The organism is Kluyvera sp., from assembly GCF_965301105.1.
In genome coordinates this window covers 1-3,943 of record NZ_CBDKZX010000157.1, presented here as the reverse complement: position 1 = coordinate 3,943, position 3,943 = coordinate 1, and the positions used below count along the sequence as shown (strand labels likewise).

The window sequence follows — 3,943 nt, the reverse complement described above, 5'->3', positions numbered from 1 at the left end:
ACGTGGCCCGGGCCTTCAATCATCACCTGCACGTCGTATTCCCAGGCGATTTTGGTCAGCTCGCCCAGCGTATGCAGCTCGGAGAACTGCGCTTCGTCGTTGGCGTCCTGAATGGAGCCGGGGCGCAGGCCGTCGCCCAGCGACAAGGAGACGTCGTAGGCGGCGCAAATTTCGCAGATCTCGCGGAAATGTTCGAACAGGAAGTTCTCTTTGTGATGGGAGAGACACCACTTTGCCATGATAGAACCGCCGCGCGAGACAATCCCGGTCAGGCGTTTGGCGGTCATTGGCACGTAGCGCAGCAGCACGCCCGCGTGAATGGTGAAGTAGTCGACGCCCTGTTCAGCCTGCTCCAGCAGCGTGTCGCGGAACGCTTCCCAGGTAAGGTCTTCGGCGATCCCGTTGACCTTCTCCAGCGCCTGGTAGATCGGGACGGTGCCGATCGGTACCGGGCTGTTACGCAGGATCCATTCGCGGGTTTCGTGGATATAGCGGCCGGTGGAGAGATCCATCACCGTGTCTGCGCCCCAGCGCGTTGACCACACCAGTTTTTCTACCTCTTCTTCGATAGAGGAGGTGACGGCAGAGTTGCCGATGTTCGCGTTAACCTTCACCAGGAAGTTACGACCGATGATCATCGGCTCGGATTCCGGGTGGTTGATGTTGGCGGGAATAATCGCGCGGCCCGCGGCGACTTCATCACGCACGAATTCCGGCGTAATGTTTTCCGGCAGGCGCGCGCCAAAGCTCATCCCCGGATGCTGGTGGCGCAGCACTTCACTGCGAATGCGCTCGCGGCCCATGTTTTCACGGATGGCGATGAACTCCATTTCGGGAGTGACGATCCCCTGGCGGGCGTAGTGTAACTGGGTGACGCGCTTGCCCGCTTTGGCGCGTTTCGGCGTCAGCAGGCCGGTAAAGCGCAGCTCGTCCAGACCATCGTCGGCCAGACGTTCTTTGGTGTAAGCCGAGCTACGGTCGTCTAATTCTTCGCTATCGTTGCGTGCATCAATCCACGGCTGGCGCAGTTTCGCCAGACCCTGCTGGACGTTAATCGCCACCTCAGGATCGCCATACGGGCCGGAGGTGTCGTACACCGGCACGGCTTCGTTCTCTTCAAACTGCGGGTTGTCTTTACTGCCGCCGATGAGCGTCGGGCTCAGTTGAATTTCACGCATCGGAATGCGGATATCCGGCTGTGAGCCGGTGATATAGATGCGTTTTGACTCAGGAAAGGCGGTCCCTTCCAGCGTATTGATAAAGTGTTGCGCCTGGGCGCGTTGTTCACGGCGTGATGGTTTAGTAGTGACAGACATAGCTCATTCCAAAAAAGTAAGGACGTGGCTTGTCAGACGACGGATGGAGTAATGGATGTGCGCCGCCCGTAAAGGCAGCAGCATAAAGCTGAATTACTCTTGTTCCCTTCGCAGGTCTTAACCTGATCAGGTTCCGCGGATCCCGAATTAACGGTCTCAGCCCGTGCTTGCGCACCAGGCACTCCGACAAGAAGTAACCTCTATCTTAGAGGTAATGATTGTAAACTACTCGTTAATGCGGCAAATCTCAAGCCGGGCGTTTTATTTCATCCTGGCCGAGCGCCTCGAAGGTCAGCATGATGAGCTGATCCTCTAATAGAAAACGGGCTTCCAGCGCTTCACCAATATCGGACAACGCCTGCTGAAACGCATACACGTTATCCTGGTCGATAGCGTTCTCCAGCGCAGAGTCGTAGTAGTCCATAATTTGTTGGGTATTGGCGTCCAGCAGCGGCCAGATTTTGCTGGCGTTTAAAAGCGGACTGTTGCCTTCCATTTTATGGATAATACGTTCATAAATACTGAAATGACCGGCAGAAAGGTAGTCGACCAGCCGCTGACAAAAGTCATCAAGCGCCTTTTCATTAAGACGCATAAATGATTCTTTGCCAGGCTTAAGGCCAACCAGATTGTAGTAAGCCACGAGCAGGTGCTTACGAATATTCAGCCAACGGTCGACCAGTCTGTGGTGTCCATGAATTCGCTCTTTTAGACTTTCTAACTGGTTTAACATAGGTTGACCCCGCATCGATAAGATTAAAATCTGCTCACGTCATTATGTAATAATAATGTTAACAACATGCCTGTGAAGCAAAGGTAGCGCAAGAGATATGGATCGTATTATTGAAAAATCGGATCGCGGCTGGTGGATCGTCAGCCACGAACAAAAATTATGGTTGCCCGGTGGGGAAATACCAATTGGCGAAGCGGTAAATTTCGATCTTGTGGGCCAGCGCGCACTCCAGATTGGCGAGTGGGAAGGCGCTCCTGTCTGGTTGGTACAGCAGCAACGCCGCCATGATATGGGCACCGTGCGCCAGGTGCTCGACCAGGATGTGGGGCTGTTTCAACTCGCCGGACGCGGCGTACAGCTGGCTGAGTTTTATCGCTCGCATAAGTTCTGCGGCTACTGCGGCCACACCATGCATCCGAGTAAAACCGAGTGGGCGATGCTGTGCAGCCACTGTCGCGAACGCTACTATCCGCAAATTGCCCCATGCATTATCGTCGCGATCCGCCGTGAAGATTCCATCCTGCTGGCTCAGCATGTTCGCCACCGCAACGGCGTGCATACCGTGCTGGCCGGTTTTGTCGAAGTCGGGGAAACCTTAGAGCAAGCGGTCGCGCGTGAGGTGATGGAAGAGAGCGGCATTAAGGTGAAAAACCTGCGCTACATTACTTCGCAGCCGTGGCCGTTCCCGCAGTCGTTGATGACGGCGTTTATGGCGGAGTACGACAGCGGCGATATCGTCATCGATCCGAAAGAGCTGCTTAACGCTAACTGGTATCGCTATGACGATCTGCCGCTTCTACCGCCGCCGGGAACCGTCGCGCGTCGCCTGATCGAAGATACTGTGGCAATGTGTCGGGCTGATTACGACTGACATGTTACAATAGGCGCATCAACGCTAAAGGAATGTGAAAATGAGCGAACTGAAGAACGATCGTTACCTGCGCGCGCTGCTGCGCCAGCCCGTAGACGTCACCCCGGTATGGATGATGCGCCAGGCAGGCCGCTATTTACCGGAGTACAAAGCGACCCGCGCCCAGGCCGGCGATTTTATGTCGCTGTGCAAAAACGCCGAGCTGGCCTGTGAAGTGACGCTGCAGCCGCTGCGCCGCTATCCGCTCGATGCGGCGATCTTGTTCTCGGATATCCTGACTATTCCCGATGCGATGGGGCTGGGGCTGTACTTCGAAGCCGGAGAAGGCCCGCGTTTTACCTCGCCAATTACGACCAAAGCCGACGTTGAAAAACTGCCGATTCCGGATCCAGAAGGTGAACTGGGCTACGTGATGAATGCGGTGCGGACCATCCGCCGCGAGCTGAAGGGTGAAGTGCCGTTGATCGGTTTCTCCGGCAGCCCGTGGACGTTGGCAACCTACATGGTCGAAGGCGGCAGCAGCAAGGCCTTCACCGTGATTAAAAAGATGATGTATGCCGACCCTAAAGCGCTGCATCTGCTGCTTGATAAGCTGGCGCAGAGCGTCACGCTGTATCTGAACGCGCAGATTAAAGCGGGCGCACAGTCGGTGATGATTTTCGACACCTGGGGCGGCGTGCTCACTGGCCGCGATTACCAGCAGTTCTCCCTGTACTACATGCATAAAATCGTCGATGGCCTGCTGCGTGAGAACGACGGTCGTCGCGTACCGGTAACGTTGTTCACCAAAGGCGGTGGGCAGTGGCTGGAAGCGATGGCAGAAACCGGCTGCGACGCGCTGGGGCTTGACTGGACCACCGATATCGCCGACGCACGTCGTCGCGTGGGCCATAAAGTGGCGCTGCAAGGCAATATGGACCCGTCCATGCTGTACGCTCCGGCGCCGCGCATCGAGGAAGAAGTGGCGACGATTCTGGCCGGTTTTGGTCAGGGCGAAGGTCACGTCTTCAACCTCGGCCACGG

4 protein-coding genes and 1 riboswitch are annotated in these 3,943 nt (G+C 56.2%); of the genes, 2 read left to right on the top strand and 2 right to left on the bottom strand.

Going from position 1 to position 3,943, the window contains the following annotated elements; all coding sequences use genetic code 11:
• A partial coding sequence (gene thiC, locus ACW14G_RS22540) for a phosphomethylpyrimidine synthase ThiC (protein ID WP_455648833.1) occupies window positions 1–1,316 on the bottom strand: 1,316 nt, incomplete at its 3' end.
• Window positions 1,317–1,402: 86 nt separating this feature from the next.
• Window positions 1,403–1,512: riboswitch (TPP riboswitch) on the bottom strand.
• A 51-nt stretch (window positions 1,513–1,563) separates the two neighbouring features.
• Window positions 1,564–2,049, bottom strand: coding sequence for an Rsd/AlgQ family anti-sigma factor (locus tag ACW14G_RS22535; RefSeq protein WP_064546558.1), 486 nt, complete (start codon window positions 2,047–2,049; stop codon window positions 1,564–1,566).
• A gap of 97 nt (window positions 2,050–2,146) precedes the next feature.
• On the opposite strand from ACW14G_RS22535, the gene nudC reads away from it, so the two are divergent.
• Window positions 2,147–2,920 (top strand): NAD(+) diphosphatase, encoded by a 774-nt coding sequence (nudC, locus tag ACW14G_RS22530; protein ID WP_249022482.1) that lies wholly within the window; start codon window positions 2,147–2,149, stop codon window positions 2,918–2,920.
• Between the two features lie 40 nt (window positions 2,921–2,960).
• Window positions 2,961–3,943, top strand: a 983-nt coding sequence (gene hemE / locus ACW14G_RS22525; RefSeq protein WP_455648832.1) for a uroporphyrinogen decarboxylase, incomplete at its 3' end; no start/stop codon positions are given.

Bases quoted from the DNA above. Each gene is read 5' to 3' on its own strand.
- ACW14G_RS22535 (WP_064546558.1), bottom strand. From the start codon at position 2,049: ATGTTAAACCAGTTAGAAAGTCTAAAAGAGCGAATTCATGGACACCAC.
- nudC (WP_249022482.1), top strand. From the start codon at position 2,147: ATGGATCGTATTATTGAAAAATCGGATCGCGGCTGGTGGATCGTCAGC.